Annotated in this window: 27 protein-coding genes; 16 read left to right on the top strand and 11 right to left on the bottom strand. The window is 40.7% G+C overall.

What is annotated here, in order from left to right:
• Positions 1–12 precede the first annotated feature (12 nt).
• Positions 13–441 carry a 50S ribosomal protein L13 gene (rplM, locus tag SB028_RS02940; RefSeq protein ID WP_006535327.1) on the bottom strand — a complete coding sequence of 143 codons (429 nt, stop codon included), beginning with the start codon at positions 439–441 and terminating at the stop codon, positions 13–15.
• A gap of 434 nt (positions 442–875) precedes the next feature.
• On the bottom strand, positions 876–1991 hold the full coding sequence (zapE, locus tag SB028_RS02935) for a cell division protein ZapE (protein WP_069368699.1): 1116 nt from the start codon (positions 1989–1991) through the stop codon (positions 876–878).
• A 202-nt stretch (positions 1992–2193) separates the two neighbouring features.
• Between zapE and zapG the strand changes: the two genes are divergently transcribed.
• The 3 genes from zapG to degS all read left to right on the top strand — a co-directional run bounded on the left by zapG (position 2194) and on the right by degS (position 5545).
• Entirely contained in the window at positions 2194–2598 is a 405-nt protein-coding gene (gene zapG / locus SB028_RS02930; protein WP_069368700.1) for a Z-ring associated protein ZapG, read from the top strand.
• A 232-nt stretch (positions 2599–2830) separates the two neighbouring features.
• A complete protein-coding gene (gene degQ / locus SB028_RS02925) occupies positions 2831–4222 on the top strand; it encodes a serine endoprotease DegQ (RefSeq protein WP_069368701.1) in 1392 nt (463 codons plus the stop codon).
• 252 nt (positions 4223–4474) lie between these two features.
• Positions 4475–5545: an outer membrane-stress sensor serine endopeptidase DegS gene (gene degS / locus SB028_RS02920; protein WP_069368702.1), complete on the top strand. Its 1071-nt coding sequence runs from the start codon at positions 4475–4477 to the stop codon at positions 5543–5545.
• A 26-nt stretch (positions 5546–5571) separates the two neighbouring features.
• Here the strand turns inward: degS and SB028_RS02915 are convergent, their stop codons facing one another.
• The 8 genes from SB028_RS02915 to mlaF all read right to left on the bottom strand — a co-directional run bounded on the left by SB028_RS02915 (position 5572) and on the right by mlaF (position 10790).
• Positions 5572–5820 (bottom strand): CPCC family cysteine-rich protein, encoded by a 249-nt coding sequence (locus SB028_RS02915; RefSeq protein ID WP_069368703.1) that lies wholly within the window; start codon positions 5818–5820, stop codon positions 5572–5574.
• A gap of 108 nt (positions 5821–5928) precedes the next feature.
• Positions 5929–7191, bottom strand: coding sequence for a UDP-N-acetylglucosamine 1-carboxyvinyltransferase (gene murA, locus SB028_RS02910; RefSeq protein WP_069368704.1), 1263 nt, complete (start codon positions 7189–7191; stop codon positions 5929–5931).
• A gap of 47 nt (positions 7192–7238) precedes the next feature.
• A complete protein-coding gene (gene ibaG / locus SB028_RS02905; RefSeq protein ID WP_006535338.1) occupies positions 7239–7493 on the bottom strand; it encodes a BolA family iron metabolism protein IbaG in 255 nt (84 codons plus the stop codon).
• A 140-nt stretch (positions 7494–7633) separates the two neighbouring features.
• On the bottom strand, positions 7634–7927 hold the full coding sequence (gene mlaB / locus SB028_RS02900; RefSeq protein WP_069368705.1) for a lipid asymmetry maintenance protein MlaB: 294 nt from the start codon (positions 7925–7927) through the stop codon (positions 7634–7636).
• Between the two features lies 1 nt (position 7928).
• Entirely contained in the window at positions 7929–8558 is a 630-nt protein-coding gene (gene mlaC / locus SB028_RS02895) for a phospholipid-binding protein MlaC (RefSeq protein WP_069368706.1), read from the bottom strand.
• Between the two features lie 96 nt (positions 8559–8654).
• Entirely contained in the window at positions 8655–9191 is a 537-nt protein-coding gene (gene mlaD / locus SB028_RS02890; protein ID WP_069368707.1) for an outer membrane lipid asymmetry maintenance protein MlaD, read from the bottom strand.
• A 3-nt stretch (positions 9192–9194) separates the two neighbouring features.
• Positions 9195–9974 carry a lipid asymmetry maintenance ABC transporter permease subunit MlaE gene (mlaE, locus tag SB028_RS02885; RefSeq protein ID WP_069368708.1) on the bottom strand — a complete coding sequence of 260 codons (780 nt, stop codon included), beginning with the start codon at positions 9972–9974 and terminating at the stop codon, positions 9195–9197.
• 3 nt (positions 9975–9977) lie between these two features.
• The gene (gene mlaF, locus SB028_RS02880; protein ID WP_069368709.1) at positions 9978–10790 is read right to left on the bottom strand and encodes a phospholipid ABC transporter ATP-binding protein MlaF; all 813 of its coding nucleotides are present in this window, start codon (positions 10788–10790) and stop codon (positions 9978–9980) included.
• 239 nt (positions 10791–11029) lie between these two features.
• On the opposite strand from mlaF, the gene SB028_RS02875 reads away from it, so the two are divergent.
• The 12 genes from SB028_RS02875 (at position 11030) to rnk (ending at position 19689) form a co-directional block, all read left to right on the top strand.
• Positions 11030–12010 (top strand): calcium/sodium antiporter, encoded by a 981-nt coding sequence (locus SB028_RS02875; RefSeq protein WP_069368710.1) that lies wholly within the window; start codon positions 11030–11032, stop codon positions 12008–12010.
• A gap of 18 nt (positions 12011–12028) precedes the next feature.
• Complete coding sequence (gene kdsD, locus SB028_RS02870) at positions 12029–13003, top strand: arabinose-5-phosphate isomerase KdsD (RefSeq protein WP_069368711.1); 975 nt, start codon at positions 12029–12031, stop codon at positions 13001–13003.
• A 27-nt stretch (positions 13004–13030) separates the two neighbouring features.
• Positions 13031–13588 carry a 3-deoxy-manno-octulosonate-8-phosphatase KdsC gene (gene kdsC / locus SB028_RS02865; RefSeq protein ID WP_069368712.1) on the top strand — a complete coding sequence of 186 codons (558 nt, stop codon included), beginning with the start codon at positions 13031–13033 and terminating at the stop codon, positions 13586–13588.
• Positions 13589–13604: 16 nt separating this feature from the next.
• The gene (gene lptC / locus SB028_RS02860) at positions 13605–14183 is read left to right on the top strand and encodes an LPS export ABC transporter periplasmic protein LptC (RefSeq protein WP_023582876.1); all 579 of its coding nucleotides are present in this window, start codon (positions 13605–13607) and stop codon (positions 14181–14183) included.
• Positions 14164–14697 (top strand): lipopolysaccharide ABC transporter substrate-binding protein LptA, encoded by a 534-nt coding sequence (lptA, locus tag SB028_RS02855; RefSeq protein WP_069368713.1) that lies wholly within the window; start codon positions 14164–14166, stop codon positions 14695–14697. The genes lptC and lptA overlap by 20 nt, the downstream gene beginning before the upstream one ends.
• Positions 14698–14703: 6 nt before the next feature.
• Positions 14704–15429, top strand: a complete 726-nt coding sequence (lptB, locus tag SB028_RS02850) for an LPS export ABC transporter ATP-binding protein (protein WP_006535352.1) — start codon at positions 14704–14706, stop codon at positions 15427–15429.
• Between the two features lie 60 nt (positions 15430–15489).
• Positions 15490–16971 (top strand): RNA polymerase factor sigma-54, encoded by a 1482-nt coding sequence (gene rpoN, locus SB028_RS02845; RefSeq protein WP_069368714.1) that lies wholly within the window; start codon positions 15490–15492, stop codon positions 16969–16971.
• Positions 16972–16994: 23 nt separating this feature from the next.
• A complete protein-coding gene (hpf, locus tag SB028_RS02840) occupies positions 16995–17282 on the top strand; it encodes a ribosome hibernation promoting factor (protein ID WP_036913954.1) in 288 nt (95 codons plus the stop codon).
• 149 nt (positions 17283–17431) lie between these two features.
• A complete protein-coding gene (ptsN, locus tag SB028_RS02835) occupies positions 17432–17899 on the top strand; it encodes a PTS IIA-like nitrogen regulatory protein PtsN (RefSeq protein WP_023582879.1) in 468 nt (155 codons plus the stop codon).
• An 80-nt stretch (positions 17900–17979) separates the two neighbouring features.
• Entirely contained in the window at positions 17980–18834 is an 855-nt protein-coding gene (gene rapZ / locus SB028_RS02830) for an RNase adapter RapZ (RefSeq protein WP_023582880.1), read from the top strand.
• Complete coding sequence (npr, locus tag SB028_RS02825; protein ID WP_069368715.1) at positions 18831–19103, top strand: PTS phosphocarrier protein NPr; 273 nt, start codon at positions 18831–18833, stop codon at positions 19101–19103. The genes rapZ and npr overlap by 4 nt, the downstream gene beginning before the upstream one ends.
• 175 nt (positions 19104–19278) lie before the next feature.
• The gene (gene rnk, locus SB028_RS02820; RefSeq protein WP_069368716.1) at positions 19279–19689 is read left to right on the top strand and encodes a nucleoside diphosphate kinase regulator; all 411 of its coding nucleotides are present in this window, start codon (positions 19279–19281) and stop codon (positions 19687–19689) included.
• A gap of 102 nt (positions 19690–19791) precedes the next feature.
• Here the strand turns inward: rnk and pmbA are convergent, their stop codons facing one another.
• Complete coding sequence (gene pmbA, locus SB028_RS02815) at positions 19792–21120, bottom strand: metalloprotease PmbA (RefSeq protein ID WP_069368717.1); 1329 nt, start codon at positions 21118–21120, stop codon at positions 19792–19794.
• 187 nt (positions 21121–21307) lie between these two features.
• On the opposite strand from pmbA, the gene yjgA reads away from it, so the two are divergent.
• Entirely contained in the window at positions 21308–21868 is a 561-nt protein-coding gene (gene yjgA / locus SB028_RS02810) for a ribosome biogenesis factor YjgA (protein WP_069368739.1), read from the top strand.
• Positions 21869–21924: the final 56 nt, after the last annotated feature.

Here is a 21924-nt window from a genome sequence, read left to right as displayed (position 1 = left end):
CTATTATCCCGATTAAATGTCCAGAACTTGCGGTTGTTGTGCCGCGTGGTTGTGCTCAGATCCTGCGTAAACTTTCAGTTTACGGTACATCGCACGACCCAGAGGCCCTTTTGGCAGCATGCCTTTTACCGCGATTTCGATTACACGCTCAGGACTACGGGCGATCATCTCTTCGAAAGTCGCTTGTTTGATACCACCTACGTGACCAGTATGACGGTAGTAAACTTTGTCAGTACGTTTATGACCAGTTACCGCTACTTTCTCAGCGTTTAAAACGATGATGTAATCACCAGTATCAACGTGCGGAGTGTATTCCGCTTTGTGCTTACCGCGTAAACGGCTAGCAATTTCAGTTGCTAAACGGCCTAAAGTTTTGCCGTCTGCATCAACAACATACCAGTCGCGTTTTACGGTTTCTGGTTTAGCTGTAAAAGTTTTCATTATTGAAAATTACCCAATGTTTAGTTACACGTTGGTGAACGCTCGGTTCAAATACTATTGAGGTTCACACGACTCTTGTGTCCAGCAAACCTACCCCTTCGAGTAGCACTGCTGACTCTAAAATGCGAGTTTTTTGGGAAATAAAAAACTTGCTGCAACGTGGGGTCGCAAGATTATAGAGAAGTCAGAAAAAAAAATCGAGTCATAATTGAAAAACAATTGAATTCTTTTTCAATATTTCAGCGAAAAAAACGAATCTGGCACTTTTTTCTGATTTGACTGATAAATTCTTGCTACCTGAAGAGAAGAATTGTTCCTTTCCAGAGCGCTTGCAAGCTGCCTAATGCTTTCTATTTTCATAGGAAAAAACATCAAGCAACTTAACCTGCGCCATCCTACCATAATGAAAGATGACTTGCTTCAAGAATTAAAAATTAAGCGAGATGGGGTTGTACTAAATATTCTTCACTTTGCATCTCTTGTAAGCGAGATAAGCAACGTTGATATTCAAATCGTAAAAAATCACCTTGGTAAATTTCGTTCATTTCTACATTTGCATTAATAATAAGTTTCACTTTACGCTCATAAAACTCATCAACAAGCGCGAGAAACCGACGCGCAGCATCTTCATTTAATGTCCCCATTTGTTCCATCTCATATAACAAAACAGAATGGTAATGCTTAGAAAGCTCAATATAATCAAGCTGGCTACGTGGTTCTATACACAAAGTTGAAAAATTAATAGCAAGCACCCCATTAGATGCTTTTCTTACTTTCATGGGGCGATGATTAATAGTTAAGGTACAATCAACTTGTGGCTCGTTGGTTGCCAAGTGCATAAAAATTCTATCCATCTCCTGACGATTCTCATCGTTAAGTGGAGATAAAAAAAGATGGGCTTGCGTTAATGTTCTAAGACGATAATCAATACCTGCATCAACATTTAAAATGTCACAATGCTGTTTTATCTGTTCTATTGCAGGTAAAAAACGAGAACGTTGTAATCCGTTACGATAAAGCTCGTCAGGTGGAATATTTGATGTTGCCACCAACGTAATACCTCTGGCAAATAGTGCTTCAAGCAAGGTCCCTAAAATCATTGCATCCGTAATATCAGAAACAAAAAACTCATCAAAACAGAGCACATCGGTTTGTGCTTTAAAACCGTCAGCAATAATTTCTAACGGATTTTCATGGCCTTGTAAGTTTTTCAGTTCTTCTTGAACACGTAACATAAAGCGATGAAAGTGTAAGCGAAGCTTTCGCTCTGTCGGCAAACTTTGATAAAACATATCCATCAACCATGTTTTACCTCGTCCAACACCGCCCCACATATATAAACCACGTTCTGGTACAACAATCTGTTTTTTTGTGCGAATTCGTCCGAATAATCGTTGTGTTAACGAATTTTTCTCTGGTGGAGTCTCTTTTAATAATGCATGGTATATCTGTTGAAGATGGAGAACCGTTTTTCGCTGGACATCATCAGGTTGATAATCACCTTGCTTCAATGCGGCTTCATAAAGTGATAACGGCGTACTAACAGTCATGAATGCCCTCTTCCCCTTAATTTCTGACATACTGATTTGTCTCTGTCGAATGGCTCTATTATAAGCATTAAGAATTGTTTTAACATCAACGTAACACACGAATTTTAGATTAAGCTTAAGGATATTATTCCACCCATGCCTTTTAGCGGTTATGATGTTATAAGAATCCATCGTCCTCACTATTAGATGAAAAGGAGTTGCCATGGTTTGGGTTTATGCACTGATTGGATTAGTTGTCGGTCTTATTATCGGCGCGCTTGCAATGCGTTACGGTAACAGCACCCTTCGCCAACAAGATGCGATCAAAGCAGAATTAGACACAAAAAAAGAAGAACTGGACAATTATCGCAATGAGCTTGTCAGCCACTTTGCTAGAAGTGCTGAACTCTTAGATAATATGGCGAAAGATTACCGTCAGCTTTATCAACATATGGCAAAAAGCTCTAATGAGCTCATGCCCGATATGCCTGCTCAAGAAAACCCATTTAATTACCGATTAAGTGAATCAGAAGCAGCGAATGATCAATCTCCAATAAAAATGCCACCTCGTGATTACTCCGAAGGCGCATCTGGATTGTTCAGACCCACAGAGAAAAAAGACAGTTAATGTTAAAAAACGCCACATTTTTTGTGGCGTTTTTCATTTTAATAAACATCACAAAATGACAATTATTTGCTATGGTTTTAAAGATAGCTTTTGTCTTGTAAATCCGTGTAAAAGGAAGCAAAGCACATTATGTCTTAATGAACTTTCCTTTGTCAGTACAGGTCTTAGTGACATCGAGCTCACTTTGAGCAATAACTTTTATTTTGATAACTGTATCAAGAGACTCTAATTCATGTTGACTAAAAAAAGAAAATTATTACTTAGTGCATTAGCAATGAGTGTCGGACTTTCACTCTCTACTATTCCAGCAACCAGTATGGCCGCGCTGCCTGCGGTTATGCCATCAGGCGAACAATTGCCAAGCCTTGCACCCATGTTAGAAAAAGTGTTACCTGCTGTTGTGAGTGTGCATGTTTCTGGAACACGAGTACAAAGCCAGCAGGTACCAGAAGAGTTCAAATTCTTCTTTGGTCCAAACTTCCCATCACAGCAACAAAGTATTCGTCCTTTTGAAGGCTTAGGCTCTGGTGTCATTATTGATGCACAAAAAGGCTACGTATTAACAAACAATCACGTTGTTGATGGTGCAGATAAAATTCAACTGCAAATTAATGATGGTCGTGAATTTAGTGCAAAATTAATTGGTAGCGATCCACAAACCGATATCGCATTACTGCAAATTGAAAAACCAACTAACTTAACCGCAATTAAAATGGCGGACTCTGACCAATTACGTGTTGGTGACTTTGCCGTTGCGGTAGGTAACCCATTTGGTTTAGGTCAAACAGCAACATCCGGCATTATTTCCGCATTAGGTCGTAGCGGTTTAAATCTGGAAGGTTTAGAGAACTTTATTCAGACCGATGCTTCAATTAACCGTGGTAACTCTGGTGGTGCCCTCGTTAACTTAAATGGTGAGTTAATCGGAATTAATACCGCTATTTTAGCGCCAGGCGGTGGCAACATCGGTATCGGCTTCGCAATCCCAAGTAATATGGCGCGTGATCTTAGCCAACAACTGATTTCTCATGGTGAAGTTAAACGTGGCATCTTAGGTATTCGTGGTACAGAAATGAATTCTGATCTGGCGAAATCCTTTAATATTGATGCACAACGCGGTGCTTTTGTTAGTGAAGTAATACCCGATTCATCCGCGGCAAAAGCAGGTATTAAACCAGGCGACGTTTTAATTTCAGTTGATGGTAAACGTATCAATAGCTTTGCGGAATTAAGAGCTAAAGTGGGTACAACACCGCCGGGTAAAGAGATCCTGATTGGCTTAATCCGTCAAGGCAAGCCAATGGATGTTAAAGTGACATTAGAGAAACAATCAGCAGATGCAACACGCGCAGATAATTTCTCTCCTGCACTACAAGGCGCTACATTAAGTAACTATGTGAATAAACAAGTGAAAGCCGTTGCTGTTGATTCAGTTGAGAAAGACTCCGCGGCTGCAGCATCTGGTTTACAGAAAGGCGATCTTATTATTGGTATCAATAATACGCCGATTACATCACTCGGTGATTTACGCAAAGCAATTGATGCTAAACCACCTGTTCTTGCATTGAATATTCAGCGTGGTAATGAAGAAATTTACCTGCTGTTACGCAATACACCGCGCTAAGAAGTAAGCTTTTCACCTATCTAATTTATTGATTTCTTTAGCCCTATAATTTCCATTATAGGGCTTTTTTTATTCTTATTTTTAGCAATAAACACCGTAAACCCTCGCCCAATGCGTGGGGAGCAGTCACTTAGAGTCATTGGATTAAAAGGGAATTTTATGCGCTGAGCGATGCTTTCATAAGCTAAACTGTGCTATTCTCATCGCTCCTATGCGAATAATCTTACAGTCAGACATAAATACAGGATTTTTATGTTAGCTAAGTTACTGCGATCAACCCTAATTGGTCTTCTCACAGCAGCAATTCTTTTGATTGCAGTTCCTTCAATTCGCCCTATTTTTATTGAGCGCCTACTTAATGGCGATTTTCTTAATGCGCCTTTTAGCTATAACACAGCAGTGCGACGAGCAGCCCCTGCAGTTGTTAATGTTTATAGCAGTACAATGGGGAGCTTTTCTCAAGAAGGTAGAGAGCTAACATCTTTAGGTGCTGGTGTCATTATGGATGGTCGTGGTTATATTCTGACGAATCAACATGTTATTAATAATGCTGATCAGATCCTTATCGCGCTCCAAAATGGTGATCTTTATGAAGGCTTGCTTGTTGGATCCGATCCTTTAACCGATCTTGCGGTTTTAAAAATTGATGCCAATAAACTTCCTACGATCCCAATTAATACTAAACGGATCTCTCATGTTGGTGATGTTGTACTGGCTATTGGTAACCCATTTAATATTGGACAAACTATTACACAAGGGATCATCAGTGCCACGGGGCGTGTTGGATTGAGCCCAACCCGTTACCAAAATTTCCTACAAACAGATGCCTCAATTAATGAAGGTAACTCTGGTGGTGCCCTCATTAATACTGAAGGTGAACTAGTAGGTATTAATACCATGACATTTGACTCAGGAACCTATAACGGATACCGCCCTACGGCAGAAGGGTTAGGCTTCGCCATTCCGACCGAACTTGCCGTTAAAATTATGAATAAGCTAATTCGTGATGGTCGTGTTATCCGTGGCTTTATTGGTATTACAGCAAAAGAATTACCACGAATTCGCTCATCCAATACAGATATTAAGCAAATTCAAGGATTACGTATTTTTAGGATCACACCCAATGGACCAGCAGATAAAGCAGGAATAAAAACAGGCGATATCATCCTAAGTATTAATCATGCACCAGCAACTTCCGCGATGGAAATGATGGATTACATTGCAGAAACCCCCCCAGGTACAGCATTACCTGTCACGATATTACGAGAAGGTAATGAGATCAGTGTTGATGTAACTATTTCTGAATACCAACCTGAATCATAATTAACAAAAATCCTCCCTACTCTTGCCTAGTAGGGAGCTTTCATATAAAACGTCGCACTTTGTAAGCAGCTTTCTTTAAAGCTTTCGGTATTGCGATAATCCGCTAAGGTACTGTGATTACAGCCACTATATTGTCCTTCTTTAGTACCATCATTTTGCCAACCACATACAGGACAAATCTCAAAAAATGCCTCATCTTTATCTTTGAAAACAAGATAATGACACGCAACACAACTCACTTCTAATGGAAGATGACAACTGCGTTTCTCTATCAAAATAATCTCCTATTCTATTAAGAGTTCTATTGGCATAATGCGAAAAAAAACCATAGCACAACAATGTACCATGGTTTTAAATGGCTAAAAAATGATAGCTAAAATAAATTAGTCATTAGCGTGCAAACGTTCTATTTTTGCCCCTAATCCTTGTAATTTAGCTTCAATATTCTCATATCCACGATCGATATGATAAATACGATCAACAATGGTTGTACCTTCAGCGATACACCCCGCAAGGACTAAACTTGCAGAAGCACGTAAATCCGTTGCCATCACTTGTGCACCTGAAAGTTTTTCAACACCGTGGCATAACACAGTATTACTTTCGATTTCAGCATGAGCACCCATACGAATTAGCTCAGGAATGTGCATAAAACGATTTTCAAAAATAGTTTCAGTGATCATCCCAGCACCTTCAGCCACTAGGTTTAAAAGGCTAAATTGTGCTTGCATATCCGTTGGAAAACCGGGATGTGGGGCTGTACGCAATGTGACTGCTTTAGGGCGTTTACCATGCATATCAAGGCTTATCCAATCTTCGCCTACTTCAATATCTGCGCCAGCTTCACGTAATTTTGCCAACACCGCATCTAATGTGTCTGGTTTAGCATTACGACAAACAACTCGACCACGAGAAATCGCAGCAGCAACTAAGAAAGTTCCCGTTTCAATACGATCTGGTAGGATTTGATAAGTACCGCCGCCAAGGCGCTCTACGCCTTCAATAGTAATGCTATCAGTACCTGCTCCACTGATTTTGGCGCCTAATGTATTGAGAAAGTTTGCTGTATCTTCAATTTCAGGCTCTCTTGCCGCATTTTCAATGATAGTTTTACCTTCAGCTAATACCGCAGCAGTCATAATCGTAATAGTCGCGCCCACACTCACTTTATCCATGACAATATGTGCGCCTTTTAAACGCCCATCAACGCGTGCTTTTACATAACCTTCATCCAGTGTGATCTCAGCACCTAATTGCTCTAAACCTGTAATATGAAGATCAACAGGACGAGCACCAATGGCACAACCACCCGGTAAAGAAACCTGACCTTGACCAAAACGCGCCACCAGCGGACCTAAAGCCCAGATAGAAGCACGCATGGTTTTTACTAACTCGTAAGGAGCGCAAAATTCATTAATGTTACGAGCATCAACGAAAACAGAGCCATTACGTTCAACATTAGTTCCTAAGCGATTAAGTAACTTAATCGTTGTATCGATATCTTTTAATTTAGGAACATTCGTTAATTCTACTGGCTCTTCGGCAAGGATCGCAGCGAACAGGATTGGTAATGCGGCATTTTTTGCGCCTGAAATAGAGACCTCACCTGATAAACAGGTTGGTCCTTGTACTCTAAATTTATCCATCTGTAGAACTCTCTTTTTATTTTGCTGTACGCTGTATACCTACTGACTCAAAGCCCGTTAAGTTTACGATCCCTCTTCCACTCTTCAGGTGTGTAGGCTTTAATAGACAAAGCGTGAATACGATTATCTGCGATATATTCCATCAAAGGGGCATAAATGGTTTGTTGTTGTTTTACTCTGCTCATTCCCTCAAACATTGCGCCAACAACCACAACTTGAAAATGACTACCATCACCATTAACGATAACTTCATCTAAAGACAGGCTGTCCATTAATACTTGTTTGATTTCGTTTGTATCCATAATTGCTCAATCTCAACGTTAAAATAATAATCAGTCGTCTATCCTAATGGAATCCGCTCTACTCTTAAACCATCAAAAACCCCCTTAATGATAAAAGTATCACGAAGGGGGCTTTTTAATACCTTTACTTAAAATCGGTATTAGGCAATATTCATAATTTCATCAAGATCATAGAGTGTAATTAAAGTCTGAAAACGCTCACTGGCACCTTGAATAATAAATTGACGATTTTGTGCTTCCATTTCTGCCTTTAAGTGAACAAAAAGTGCCAATCCTGTTGAATCAATATGTTCTAAGGCAGAAATGTCAATGATATTAATATCAGCTAATAAGGCTTTACGTTGTTGCCAAGCAGGCAATAACGTTTCACGATCTAGCGTTCCTTGGAAATAGAGGACATCATCCCTTTTTTCCCAATTTAACGAAGCTGACATGTTATTTTTTCTCACCCAGTGTGATTGGTGTTTTAGCACTGATCTCTAACTGTTTAGTTAAACCATCAACACCTTTAGAATTTAAAATATCTGACCACTCATTCTGTTTTGTTGTGATCATGCTGACACCTTCAGCAATCATATCATAAGCTTGCCATTCACCTGTTTTGCTATTTTTACGCCATTGGAAATCAAGACGAACAGGCGGGCGACCATTTGTATCGATAATGGTGACACGGATAGTGAGCGTTGATTTATCTGCAAACGGTTTTGCAGGCTCAATACGATACTCTTGACCTTCATACATCGCTAATGCCTGACCGTAAACTTGAGCAAGATACGCTTCGAATGCTGTAAAATAAGCCTCGCGTTGTGCTGGTGTTGCATTACGATAATGCGGCCCTAGCACTAATGCACCTGCATATTTAATGTGTACATAAGGCAGTAATTCTTGCTGAACAATTTGACGTAAAACTTCAGGGTTTTTACGAATTTCAGGCTGTTCATTTTTTAATTTACTAAAGGTCTTTTGTGCTGCATCTTCCATCAATGCATAAGGATTGGTTTTATCGACCGCCATTGCAAAAGGCGTTATCACTAATAGTGCGACCATCAATAAGCGTTTAAACATAGGTTCGCTTCTCCTCAAATAGGGTTTCAATAATACGATGCATTTATTACGCTAAATTTAGCTAAATGTATAAGTGCATCGTATAGGAATTAATGATTAAGGTAATGCAGAGTGTTCTTCTGTCGGTTTAGATTCAGATTTAGCTGAATCATCACCCTCACCTGTTTTATAAAGGAATTGACCAATTAGGTCTTCTAATACCATTGCTGAATTGGTATTTGTGATCCGTCCTCCATCTTCTAACAGAGTAGAATCTAATGCTTCATCATAAAAACCCAAATTCAATGCAAGGAACTGTTCACCTAATAAACCCGATGTACGAATAGACAGTGAGCTACTTTCTGGAATGTGGTCATAAATACTCAGAATATCGAGCGCGACTTCAGGACGATAGTTCCCTTCACTTTCTTCTTTTAAAGTGATAGAAGCAACACGACCAATCACCACACCGCCAATCTTAACTGGAGAGCGCTCTTTTAACCCACCAATATTACCGAAACTGGCATAAACACGATAAGTCGGTTGGTTACCCATTTCTTTAATATCAGCGACTTTAAGGCATAAGAAAATCACCGCGGCTAACGCAATCAGAACAAATAGACCAACCCAAACTTCAATTTTTTTACTTTGCATGACTTAGTTCCCAAACATCAGTGCTGTTAGCACAAAATCTAAACCCAATACGGCTAACGATGAATGAACAACAGTACGTGTTGTTGCTCTGCTAATCCCTTCTGATGTTGGGATTGCGTCATACCCGTTAAAGAGCGCTATCCAAGTGACAGTAATGGCAAAAACGACACTTTTAATAAAGCAGTTCACTAAATCGAGTCGCCATTCAACGGCACCCTGCATAGATGCCCAGAAAAAGCCTTCATCGATCCCTTTCCAATCCACTCCCACAATTGCACCACCCCAAATACCAATGGCAACAAAAATAAGTGAAAGCAATGGCATACTAATAAGCCCCGCCCAAAAACGAGGCGCAACGACACGTCGTAAAGGATCAACTGCCATCATTTCTAAACTAGAAATTTGTTCTGTCGCTTTCATTAAACCAATTTCGGCTGTTAAGGCTGAGCCCGCACGACCAGCAAATAATAATGCCGTGACGACGGGGCCTAATTCTCTTAATAATGAGAGTGCAACCATCATGCCAAGGCTAGCTTCAGCACTAAATGTTGTCAGTACAAGATAACCTTGTAATCCCAACACCATGCCAATAAATAAGCCAGACACCATAATAATTAATAAAGATTGAACGCCAACGTTATACAGTTGCTTCATTAAGAGAGGCCACTGTTTACGGAGTTCCGGTTTACCGACTAATGCTCGAAAGAGCATAATCCCCGCTCGACCGAATGTCGCAAAAATCGCCAACGCTCTAGCGCCAATACGAGCTAATAAATTTACCACGTACTAATTTCCTCGTCCTAATAGGTCGTCCTGATAATCTCCCGCAGGAAAACGGAAAGGCACAGGGCCATCAGCAATTCCATCTAAAAACTGTCTTACTTGCCTATTGGGATTCCCCTGTAATTCTTGTGCACTGCCTTGCGCAATCACTTTCTGCTCTGCGACAATATAGGCGTAATCAGCGATACTTAACACTTCAGGCACATCATGGGAAACCACAACACAAGTCACACCAAGCGCATGATTTAACTCATCAATTAGCTTAACAAGCACCCCCATAGTGATAGGATCTTGCCCAACAAAAGGTTCATCAAACATAATGAGCTCAGGATCAAGTGCAATAGCCCTTGCTAATGCTGCCCTTCTCGCCATGCCGCCAGATAATTCAGAAGGCATTAAATTTGCGGCACCACGTAAACCTACGGCTTCAAGTTTCATCATCACTGTTGTACGTATCAGTGCTTCAGGCAAATTTGTATGTTCTCTCAGTGGAAATGCCACATTTTCAAACACATTCATGTCTGTGAACAGTGCGCCTGATTGAAAAAGCATACTCATTTTCTTTCTTGCTTGATACAACGCAGAACGTGATAGCGCAGGAATATTGTCGCCATCGAACCAAATTTCACCACTATCGGGAAGGATTTGTCCTCCCATTAGGCGTAACAAGGTTGTTTTACCAATCCCTGAAGGGCCCATAATCGCAGTCACTTTTCCTCTCGGCACAACAAGATTGATCTCAGAGAAGATCTTTCTGCTACCGCGAGTGAAGTTCATATTGCGCACTTCAATTAGATTATCAGATTGTGCGTTCATGAATAAAACATCCTCAAGCCTGTCTGCATAAACGAATTTTTACGCTATTTTGGCAGGTCATTCGCTATGTTACAAAGAAATCACCACTATTTAGCAATTTATTGCACGGTTAATTTTACTTTTCGTGCTTGGCTAGTCAAAATATGGTTAATTAGCAAAACCTTTTGACAATATGTTTTTTTATCAGCCCTGTCTTATTGGTTTTTTCTTTATTCGCTCATTGTTGGAAAACTGATGGCATGTTGATTACTTTGTCTCTTTTAATTTTTGGGTTGATGTTACTCGTTTATGCATCAGACCGATTAGTTTATGGTGCGAGCGTTTTTGCGCAATCGTTAAAAATCCCGCCAGCCGTTATCGGTATTTTAATTGTCGGTACAGGTACTTCACTGCCTGAGCTTTTTGTTTCAGCAGATGCTGCTGTTCATAATTTTCCTGACATCGCGATCGGGACAGCCATTGGCTCGACACTCACCAACCTTCTCCTCATCGTGGGTATTGGCGCGATGATTTACCCCATGAACATTCAGTCCGCAGTACTAAAAAAAGAGCTCCCCTTGATGATTATAGTCATCATGCTCGTTGGTATTATTGTTTCTAGCGGAAATTTGGGGCTTAGAGAAGGTACACTGCTCTTTTTTATTGGCTTTGCATCTATTTTTCTCATGATAAAAACAATGCATAAAACCCTAGCACAAGAGCGTCACGTGTTACCTTTAGAAACCTTAACGCGTTTTGAATTACAGACAAATCCCCGTAATTCTGTTGCCCTGTTTTGGGTTGTCATTGCTTTACTGATCATACCCGTGGCAACCCAGATGATATTAGATAATGCCTTTATTTTAATGCAACAGTATCATCTTAGTGGATTTTTTATCGGTTTAACCTTGCTATCTATTGGAACAAGCCTTCCTGAGTTAGCAACAACCATTGTGGCAGCACTAAGACGCGAGAATGAATTAGCATTAGGGAATATTATAGGTGCTAATATATTCAATCTAACTTTTGTGTTGGGAATGCCAGCATTACTCTCACCAAGCACATTTAATATGCACGCCTTTTATTTTAGCTTTGCTGTACTTGGTGTCGCCAGTTTACTGTTTTCTCTCTTTTCATTAGGGCGTAAACAACGTCTTAATAGAGGAAAAGGGATATTCTTGTTAGTTTGCTTTATTGTTTATATTACGGTGTTGTGCGTCGCACATTCTCTCTTAACCTAAAATAAATGGTACAAAAAAATGACCGAGTTTGATTTTCAGCAAGCAGGTAAAAAAGTTCTTCATATTGAACGTGATGGATTAGCTGAACTAGAACAATACATTAACGATGATTTTACCCGTGCTTGTGAAAAAATATTTCACTGTCAAGGACGAGTCATTGTGATGGGGATGGGGAAATCAGGGCATATTGGACACAAAATTGCGGCCACATTTGCCAGCACAGGAACACCTTCTTTCTTTGTGCATCCTGGTGAAGCCAGCCACGGTGACTTAGGAATGGTGACAGAAAAAGATATCGTTCTAGCGATTTCAAACTCCGGTGAAGCCAGCGAGATCCTCGCGCTTATTCCCGTACTTAAACGTAAACAAATAACACTGATTTGTATGACACGCACTCCTCAAAGTACAATGGGGAAAGCGTCTGATATTCATCTTTGTATCAAAGTCCCTAAAGAAGCCTGTCCTTTAGGGCTTGCACCAACAACCAGTACAACAGCAACCTTGGTTATGGGGGATGCGCTAGCCATCGCTCTTTTACGTGCCCGTGGTTTTACTGCTGAAGATTTTGCGCTTTCTCACCCAGGTGGTGCATTAGGCCGAAAATTACTCCTTCATGTCAGTGATTTAATGAATAAAGACGCCGATATTCCACGTGTGACTAAAGAGGCCACTTTACGTGAAGCGCTTGTCGAGATAACCCGTAAAAAACTAGGTATGACCGTCATTTGCGATGACAATATGCTGATCAATGGTATCTTTACTGACGGTGACTTACGAAGAATATTTGATTTAGGGATAGATCTGAACAATGCCAAAATCTCAGATGTGATGACAAGAGGCGGTATTCGTATTCGCCCAGATTGTTTAGCCGTTGAAGCACTAAATTTAATGCAAGCAAAACATATCACCTCGCTCTTAGTCACAGAACAAGATAGTGATATCCTGTTAGGCGTTTTACATATGCATGATTTATTACAGGCCGGTGTTGTATAAGATAGTCATAACGTTCGAAGGATAAAAATGAATACACTGATAGAAACTTGTTATGGTGCAGTAAGCGAACAAATCATCAAAAAAGCAGAAAAAATCCAATTGCTGATTTGTGATGTTGATGGTGTGATGTCGGACGGGCTCATTTATATGGGTAATAATGGCGAAGAATTAAAAGCCTTTAATGTCCGTGATGGGTACGGCATCCGTTGTTTGCTTACATCTGGCATTGAGGTTGCTATCATTACAGGTCGTCAATCTAAACTGTTAGAAGATCGTGCTAAAACCCTTGGCATTACATATCTTTACCAAGGTCAGCATAATAAGCTTTTGGCGTATCAACAACTGTTAGATACACTAAACCTTAAACCTGAACAAACAGCCTATATTGGTGATGACCTGATTGATTTACCTGTAATGGAAAAAGTGGGACTTTCTGTCGCTGTGGCAGATGCTCATCCATTACTTATACCTCGTGCTAATTATGTCACTCGCATTGCAGGTGGTCGTGGAGCAGTACGAGAATTGTGTGATTTAATCCTTTTAGCGCAAGGTCGGCTTGAAGAAGCTAAAGGTCTTTCGATTTAACGTATAACGATACAGAATGAATAAATTAAAATCCTGGTTTACCTTAATTCTTGCCATTATCGCCCTTGGGCTGATTGGCTGGAACTACACTAATAACACTGAGTTCGGTGAGGGTGAGATTGTTGATGATGGTCAACCTACCTACCAATCCAAATCATCGATCTCTTTTGTTTACGAGCCAACGGGTATACTCGGATATAAACTGGTTGCTGATGATGTCAAAAATTATGCTCAGCAAAAGTTTACATGGTTTACTAACCCTGTCTTAACCACCTATTCACCGACAGGGGATGCAACATGGACAGTACGCGCAAATAAAGCCAAGCTAACAAACAGTAAAATGCTCTATCTTTATGGCGATGTTCAAATTGATAGCCTAACGGATGACTCTCAACTACAGAGAATAAGCACAGACAACGCTATCGCAAATTTGGACACACAGGATGTTTCCTCTGATGATGAAGTGACTATTATCGGCGTCGGACTGAAATCAGTCGGCTTAAAAATGCGAGGCAATCTGCGTGAGAAACGTGCAGAGCTGATTGAAAAGGTAAACACCTATTATGAGATCCCTAATGAATCAAAAAATCCGTAATACACTGATTATCGGTACACTTTTAGCGATAAGTGTACCTGCGATGGCGCTTAAAGATGACACACAACAACCTATTGTTGTGAACTCAGAGAAACAATCGCTTGATCTCGAAAAAAACGTCACAACCTTTACACAAAATGTTGTGATCAAACAAGGATCTATCGATATTCGTGCTGATAAAGTTATTGTCACACGCCCAGGTGGTGACTCCAAAAAGATCATTATAGAAGCATTTGGTAACCCAGTGACTTTTTATCAGTTACAAGATGATGGTAAACCTATCAAAGGTCGTGGCGAAAAAATGACCTATGAAATGGATAAAGAGTTAATGACCTTAACGGGTAAAGCCTATCTTGAACAATTAGACAGTAATATCACCGGTGATAAGATCACTTATCTCGTCCCAACTCAGCAAATGGAAGCTTTTAGCGGTAAAGGTAAACAAGTGACTACTGTTTTACTGCCTTCCCAGTTGCAAGAGAAAGGCCCTGGTGTTAACAACAAAGGTAAGTAACACTTTATGGCGCTGTTAAAAGCTGAAAATTTAGCAAAAGCATACAAAGGGCGTACCGTTGTCGGTGATGTCAGCTTGAACGTTAATTCAGGTGAGATTGTCGGCTTACTTGGACCCAATGGTGCAGGTAAAACAACCACATTCTATATGGTTGTTGGTATTGTCGCCCGTGATGCAGGTAGTATTACCATTGATGATGAAGACATTACGCTGTTACCGTTACATGAACGAGCACGTAAAGGCATTGGCTATCTTCCTCAAGAGGCGTCTATTTTTAGACGTTTAAGCGTTTATGACAACATTATGGGGATCTTAGAAATCCGCCATGATTTAACGCCTGAAGAACGAAAAGATCGAGCCGAAGAACTGCTAGAAGAGTTTAATGTCAGCCACTTACGTAACAGTTTAGGGCAATCATTATCAGGAGGGGAGCGTCGCCGTGTTGAAATCGCACGGGCATTGGCAGCAAACCCTAAATTCATTTTATTAGATGAACCTTTTGCGGGTGTTGACCCTATTTCAGTATTAGATATTAAAAAAATTATCCAGCATCTACGTGATTATGGATTAGGTGTACTGATTACTGACCATAACGTGCGTGAAACATTAGATGTGTGCGAACGTGCTTATATCGTCAGCCAAGGTCACCTTATTGCGCATGGTTCACCAGAAGAAATTCTTGAAAATGAGCAAGTTAAACGTGTTTACTTAGGTGAAGGTTTCCGCCTGTAATCTTTGATTCACTTTTTACTCTGTCATGGATGACAACAGCAAAGGACTCTTCGCATTATTATGAAACAAAGTCTGCAACTTCGTCTTAGTCAGCAACTGGCAATGACGCCACAGCTACAACAGGCTATTCGTTTGTTGCAACTTTCGACGCTTGAATTACAACAAGAAATTCAGCAAGCACTTGAATCTAATCCACTTCTAGAACAAGACGACGATCAACCCGATCCCGTTTCAGATGATACCGCTCATACAGCAGATCCGTCAGATCCGACAACAGAAACAACAACTGAAAACGACGTTGAAGAACTCGACACGCTGGATGCTTTAGAACAAAAAGAGATGCCTGATGATCTCCCTTTAGATACGCAATGGGAAGAAATCTACACGGCAGGTACACCTTCAGGCACCAGTAGTGACTATACTGATGATGAACTACCTCTGTATCAAGGTGAAACAACCGCCTCATTGCAAGATTACCTAACATGGCAGGCTGATCTCACACCATTTTCAGAAACAGACAAAGCAATTGCGATAAGTATTATCGATGCTATTGATGAAACAGGATATTTAACTGTCACAACAGATGACATCCTGGCTGGAATGGGCGATGATGAATTAGAGCTTGATGAAGTCGAAGCCGTATTAAAACGTATTCAACGCTTTGATCCTATTGGTGTTGCTGCTCGTGATTTAAAAGAGTGTCTTTTGATTCAGCTATCCGCTTTTTCAACAGAAACACCCTATCTTAAAGAAACGCAGTTAGTCATTAGCCAATATTTAGAGTTACTAGGTAACCGTGATTTTCGTCAACTGATGCGTCAAGCGAAGTTACGAGAAGAGACGCTTAAATCTGTTATTGAACTGATCCAGTCTCTTGATCCTAAACCCGGATTAAGTATTGATACAGGCGAGTCAGAGTATGTTATTCCAGATATACTGGTAAAAAAATCAGGTGAACGCTGGCAAGTTGAGTTAAATACAGATAGCATTCCTCGCCTACGAATAAATGAAACTTACGCAGCATTGGGTCAATCGACTCAAAATGAAAGCGATGGAAAATTTATTCGTGACAATTTACAAGAAGCCAAATGGCTGATAAAAAGTTTAGAAAGCCGTAATGAGACATTATTAAAAGTCGCTCATTGCATTGTTGACACACAGCAGGCATTTTTCGAATTGGGTGAAGAGCATATGAAACCCCTTGTGTTGGCAGATATTGCTGAACAGGTTGAAATGCACGAATCCACCATTTCTCGAGTAACAACGCAAAAATTTTTGCATTGCCCAAGAGGAATTTTCGAATTGAAGTATTTTTTCTCTAGCCATGTGAATACTGATAGCGGAGGCGAAGCCTCTTCAACAGCAATCAGGGCTTTAGTGAAGAAACTAATCGCAGCAGAAAATCCAGCGAAACCACTTAGTGATAGTAAACTGGCTGATATGCTCGCAGAGCTTGGAATACAAGTTGCTCGACGCACTGTTGCGAAGTATAGAGAGTCATTATCCATCCCGCCTTCAAATCAACGCAAAGAGTTGGTTTGAGCATAATTGAGAAGGAAGACACTATGGAACTTCAAATCACTGGTCATAATATTGAATTAACCGATGCTCTGCGTGATACCGTCAAAGCAAAAAGCGCGAAATTACCTCAGTTCTTTGACAAAATTAATAACGTTCAGGTCATCCTGAAAGTCGAGAAAGTGAATAAAATCGCGGAAGCGACCATTCAAGTTAATGGCGGTGAATTACATGCTTCTGCAGAAGCAGAAGATATGTACGCAGCAATTGATGGATTAATGGATAAACTGGCTCGTCAATTAACCAAACACAAAGATAAACTGAGACAACATTAATTCATTTCCCATTGTGAAATGGGAATACAATCGGCGAAGTTACTGTGTTGTTTATGACTCGGTTTAAGCCAATGCCTAATCAATATCAGTAACACAAAACCAGATGTCACTTTGTGGCATCTGGTTTGCTGGTCTAAGTGAATAAGACAATGAACAACGATACAAAGATGAATATTAGCGACGTACTTTCTCTGGCATGTACGCATAATGATGTACATTGCACGAGTAAAAAGCGCGCGTTAGAAATTATCAGTGAAAATGCAGCAAAAGCACTTAATTTACCCGAAACACTGATATTTGAAGCCTTATTAACGCGTGAAAAAGTCGGTACAACAGGGATTGGGGGTGGTTTAGCTATTCCTCATGGACGTATTGAAAGTGATGAAACAGAAAAAGTAGTTGGTGTGTTTCTTCACCTAAGCGAACCTATTGCCTTCGACGCTATTGATAATCAGCCTGTCGATTTGTTGTTCGCATTACTCGTTCCTGCGACACAATGTAAGGAACATTTACACACACTGTCTTTGATTGCAAAACAGTTGGCAGACAAAAATTTATGTCGCCGACTACGCTCCGCACAAAGTGATGAAGAGCTTTATCAGATTATCACAGAATAACCCCTACGGGTTTAGTAGGACGCGAATAGCATTACAGTGGAATGATATTCATCACTGGGAAATTATAGGGGAGCTACCTCATGGTGCTGATGATAGTCAGCGGACGCTCTGGTTCAGGTAAGTCAGTCGCTTTGCGTGCGCTTGAAGACATGGGATTTTATTGTGTTGATAACTTACCTGTTGATCTTTTACCTGAGCTCGCAAAAACACTGGCTGAACGTGATGCTTCTGCTGCCGCAGTCAGTATTGATGTCCGAAATATGCCAGAGTCGCCGGAGATCTTCGAAAAAGCGCTGGAAAGTTTACCCGCTGAATATTCTCCACAACTCTTATTTTTAGACGCAGATAGAAATACCTTAATTCGTCGTTATAGTGATACTCGACGTCTTCACCCGCTTTCAACCAAAAATCTTTCGCTAGAAATGGCCATTGATACCGAAAGTGATCTGCTTGAACCATTACGATCACGGGCTGATCTCATTATTGACACCTCTGAAATGTCAGTTCATGAGCTTGCAGAAATGCTGCGTACTCGCTTATTAGGAAAGCGTGAACGCGAGCTAACAATGGTCTTTGAATCCTTTGGTTTTAAGCATGGTATTCCTATTGATGCAGACTATGTTTTTGATGTGCGATTCTTACCGAATCCACATTGGGATCCTAAACTGCGTCCAATGACAGGTCTCGATCGCCCTGTCGCGGCATTCTTAGATAGACACACCGAAGTGCATAACTTTATTTATCAAACGAGAAGCTATCTTGAACTTTGGTTGCCGATGCTAGAAACCAATAACCGTAGTTATTTGACGGTGGCAATTGGTTGTACGGGGGGTAAACACCGTTCAGTTTATGTTGCTGAGCAACTCGCCGATTATTTCCGCTCTAGAGGGAAAAACGTACAATCACGCCACAGAACACTCGAAAAACGCAAATGACCCAATATCGACAAGTTGCGATTAAAAATCGACTCGGTATGCATGCAAGGCCTGCAATGAAGTTGTTTGATTTAGTAAAAACATTTCAATCAACCGTCATTTTGCGCAACAACGAAGGGGTTGAAGCGCAAGCGGATAGTGTGATTGCTATGCTGATGTTAGATTCAGAGCAAGGCAGTCAAATTGATATAGAAGTCAGTGGTAGTGATGAAAATGAAGCTATTGATGCTATTATCGCATTATTTGAATCAGGGTTTGATGAAGAATAATCGTAATAGAAAACAATAGATTAGCATTTCTTAACTAAATAACCCGAAAGAGACTGTGATCGTTGTCTCTTTCTTTTTTATACAGAACCGCCTATTATCTCTTATATGAGTTTAACAACACCCCCACCTCACCCGTGGGGGTGTTGTTTTGCATTGGAATAAATTGGAGTGTGGTATGACAAAGCCAACAATTATCATCAACGAACTTGATGCAGAACGTTTAGATTCATTACTTGAACAACCGGCATTTGCAGATAGCCCGATTGCTGAAGCATTGAATGAAGAATTAGATCGTGCTGACATTGTTACACCAGCTGATATCCCTGCTAATATTGTCACAATGAACAGCAAAGTCCGTTTTATGGACTTAAAAAACAATGAAGAACGTACTCGTACCTTAGTGTATCCCGCTTCATTAAAAGACAGCGCCACTGAACTTTCCGTTATGGCACCAATGGGTGCTGCGCTACTGGGTTTAGCAATTAATGATGAGATCAGTTGGAAGCTGCCAAATGGCCTTGAAACTAAGGTTAAAGTATTGGAAATTCTATATCAACCAGAAGCTGCTGGTGAATTACACCGTTAAGCATCGCTGAAGGTTCCCGTCTTACTTTTAGCGTCTCAAAATAAACGCGATATCTCAGCCCATTACGGGCTGAGATTAACGGTGATAATCAATGCCTAAAATTTACTCACCCGCAATACTCATTTCTGGTAATAACAACGATCCACACTGAACATTACTGCGCATCTCAATATCATCACCCATAGTAGCAATATTTGCCCACATCTCTTTTAAGTTACCCGCAATAGTCACTTCGCTTACAGGATATTGAATTTCACCGTTTTCAACCCAAAAACCACTCGCACCACGAGAGTAATCCCCCGTTACGGTACTGACCCCTTGTCCCATCAATTCGGTAACAACAAGGCCTGTTCCCATCTCTTTTAACAGCTCATCAAACGATAAACCTTGTCCTGGGATATACCAATTATGAATACCACCAGCATGACCATTACTTTTTAAACCCAGTTTTCTTGCTGAATACGTAGTTAGTAACCACTCTTGTAATATGCCATCTTTAATAATTTCAGCATTGGTTGTACGTACGCCTTCGCTATCAAACGGTGTTGACGCCAAACCTCTCATTAAGTGAGGGCGCTCTTGAATACTCAACCACTGAGGGAAAATTTGCTTACCTAAACTATCCAGTAAACAAGAAGATTCACGATAAATCATACTGCCACTGATTGCCGCAACTAAATGCCCAAAAATGCCTGTCGCAACATCTGCTGCAAAAATAACGGGTGCTTTCATGGTGGGGAGTTTACGAGGTGCAAGGCGAGATAACGTACGGCGTGCGCACTCTTGACCTACCCATTCAGGTGATTCGAGATCATCAAAACGACGACTTATGGTGTAAGCATAGTCACGCTCCATATCCTCACCATCACGAGCAATAACACAACTCGACATAGAATAGCGTGAAGATGAATAGCTTTTTAATAAGCCAAGGCTATTACCAAATACACGGGTTCCACTGTGGCTATTAAAGCTGCCCCCTTCGGTATTAATGATACGGCTATCGCTATCTAAAGCGGCTTTTTCTGCTCTTGATGCTAATTCAATCGCTTTATCTGCCGTGATGTCGGTAGGATGGTAAAGATCCAGGAAAGGGGCATCAAATGCTAATAACTCTTGATCCGCCGGGCCTGCATAAGGATCAACAGAAGTATAACGCGCAATATCCACAGCAGCTTGTACCGCGCGTTTGATCGCATCAGGACTTAAATCGGTTGAAGAGGCACTGCCTTTACGTTGTTGTTGATAAACTGTAATACCTAACGCGCCATCGCTGTTAAATTCCACATTTTCAACTTCACCATAACGCGTACTGACACTAATACCCGTCGATTTATTAATAGCGACTTCAGCACCATCACACTGTTTTGCTGCCAGCTCTAATGCGAGTGAGACGGCGTCTTCAAGCTGTTTTACCTGATCTGAATTATTCATTGAGAACCATTTTTCCTAAGGAGAACACCGCTTTTTACTTATTTTCAGCAAAGTAAATCAATTGACAGGTGGTCAACAAGCGATTTTCCCAGTTACAATAGAAGATATATGAATGTTATCACCCGTCGGGCTTTTGGTCATTCACCAAATCACACTCCCGGCTTACTCTGCAACAGGAATTTTTATTATGGCAAAGCAGCCTGAAGAGTGGCATTACCTCAATCCTGAATTTGACGATGCTTCGTTAGAAGAGGAAGAAGAGGACGAAATCATCTGGGTCAGCAAAAGCGAAATTAAACGTGATGCTGAAGCACTCAAAAAACTGGGCACTGAATTAGTTGAATTAAGTGCACAAGAATTAGAGCGTGTGCCATTAGATGAAAAATTATTAACCTCTATTCAATTAGCACAAAAAGTGCAGCGTGAAGCACGCCGTCGCCAAATTCAATATATTGGAAAACTACTGCGCAATGTGGACGAAGAGCCGATCCGCCAAGCGCTTGATAAACTCAAAAACCGTCACAACCAACAGATTTTAGTGTTACATAAACTTGAAGATCTGCGAATTCGCCTTATCGAAGGTGGCAATGAAGTCATTGAAGAAGTGGTTGCACTTTATCCGATGGCTGATCGCCAACAATTACGCACTCTTATCCGTAATGCGAAAAAAGAAAAAGAAGCGAATAAGCCGCCAAAATCATTCCGCTTACTCTTTCAATATCTAAAAGATTTATCAGAATCGTCATAAAACCGGATCATCCTGAAAACGCAGTGTAAACTCAACCTCACTGCGATTTTCAGGGC

The organism is Proteus vulgaris, from assembly GCF_033708015.1.
Lineage (GTDB): Bacteria > Pseudomonadota > Gammaproteobacteria > Enterobacterales > Enterobacteriaceae > Proteus.
The sequence above is the reverse complement of the archived record's forward strand: the minus strand, read 5'-3'. Positions and strand labels throughout refer to the sequence as shown.